Raw genomic sequence first — 1,528 nt, forward strand, 5'->3', positions numbered from 1 at the left:
GCCCATGGATGGCCCGGATCCGCCCCTCGCCATGCTCCAGCCGCACCGTCACCAGCCCCTGGTCGTCCGCGGGCGGCAGGGGGGCACAGGGGTCCAGCAGGAGCCTGGGGATCCGCATGGGTGGCAAGCGGCCGGGCGGAGGGGGCAGGCGACCGGGCGGGGGCGGCCCGCTCACGGCATCGGGCTCGCCGGGGTGCTCTCGCCGGCGCTGAGGAGCACGAAATGGCCGGCCATCGCCAGGGTGACAGCGTCGTAGCGGGGGATGCTCCAGTTGGGCAGCACCTTCTCGCCGCCCAGCCGGGTGCCGTAGATGCTCAGCAGGCCGAAGTTGTAGCGGCGTGAATGTTCCCGGGCCAGGCGACCCAGCACCTTGCGCTGGGATCGCACCAGCTCCGGACAGTTCTGGATCAGCAACCGGGCCAGCAGCGGCAGCCCATCGTTGCGGCACAGCTCCTCGCTGGCCAGTTCGGTGAGTTTGTCGGCGGCGAATTCCTCGAAGGCCGCCGGTCCGGGATTGGTGACGGCAAGGCCGATCAGCCCCGCCGCGACGGCGGTGAGGCCCAGGAGACCGGAAACGGTGCGGGTGGCGGTGGTCGGCGGTGGCAAGAGGGGGGCCGGCAGGCTCGCTTGATACATTGGCAAAGACCGCGGCGGGCGTCGCCAAGTGGTTAAGGCAGTGGCTTGTGGCGCCACCATTCGGGGGTTCGAGTCCCCTCGCTCGCCCTTCAGGCCCGGCGCTACGGCGTCGGGCTTCTTTCTTGGCTGAACAGGACCTCCAGCAGGGCCTCGCCCCCCTGCCGCACCGGGTCGAGACAGGGCAACCCCGTCTCCCCGGCCGTGGCCGCCAGCGCCGCCGCCGCCGAAGCCGTGTCGAGGTGGGCGGTGTTCAGGGCGATGGCCGCCACCTTGGGGGGCGGAGCGGATCCCGCCGGCCGGCCCAGGGCCGCCAGCGCCTCGACGGCGGCGACCACCTGGGGCAGGGGGGGCAGGGGGCAGTCCGCCAGCCGCTGGATCGTGCGCTGTCCGGCGCGGTGCACCAGCAGCAGATCGGTGGGCTGGCTGCCGCGGATCAGCGGCAGGGTGGCACTGGAGCCCGGGTGGCAGAGGGAGCCCTGCCCCTCGACCAGCACCAGGGTGTCCGGGCCGGCGCCGGTGGCGGCGGCCAGCACCGCCCCCTCCACCGCCCCGGCCGCGTAATCGATGCGCACGGCATCGAGGGCCACTCCCCCACCGCTGATCAGGATGCCGGCCTGGCCGGTGCCGACGAAGCGGACATCGCGGCCGCGGCGCCGGGCGGCGGCCAGCAGCTCCAGACAGGCGCTCATCTTCCCCACCGACATGTCCGTGCCGACCGCCAGCAGCCGGCGGCCCGGCAGCGCCGCGGCACGGCCAGAGGCCACCGTCAGTCCGGGGGGCTCGCGACGCAGATCCCAGATCCAGCGGCCCGGTCGCACCAGGCCCGCCAGCGACGGATCGTCCCCCAGGCGGCTGTGCAGACCGCTGGCCAGCGACAGCCCCGCCTCCAGGG

General features: G+C 74.1%; 2 protein-coding genes and 1 tRNA gene. 1 reads left to right on the plus strand and 2 read right to left on the minus strand.

Annotated elements, in window-relative coordinates; translation table 11 throughout:
• Positions 1–171 precede the first annotated feature (171 nt).
• Entirely contained in the window at positions 172–636 is a 465-nt protein-coding gene (locus VB737_RS16695) for a DUF4359 domain-containing protein (RefSeq protein ID WP_500314616.1), read from the minus strand.
• A 14-nt stretch (positions 637–650) separates the two neighbouring features.
• On the opposite strand from VB737_RS16695, the gene VB737_RS16700 reads away from it, so the two are divergent.
• Positions 651–723 (plus strand) — tRNA-His (locus VB737_RS16700).
• 14 nt (positions 724–737) lie between these two features.
• Here the strand turns inward: VB737_RS16700 and VB737_RS16705 are convergent.
• The coding region (locus tag VB737_RS16705; protein WP_500314618.1) for a DUF1611 domain-containing protein at positions 738–1,528 on the minus strand (791 nt) is incomplete at its 5' end.

This window comes from Synechococcus sp. BA-120 BA3, assembly GCF_034931285.1.
GTDB lineage: Bacteria > Cyanobacteriota > Cyanobacteriia > PCC-6307 > Cyanobiaceae > Cyanobium.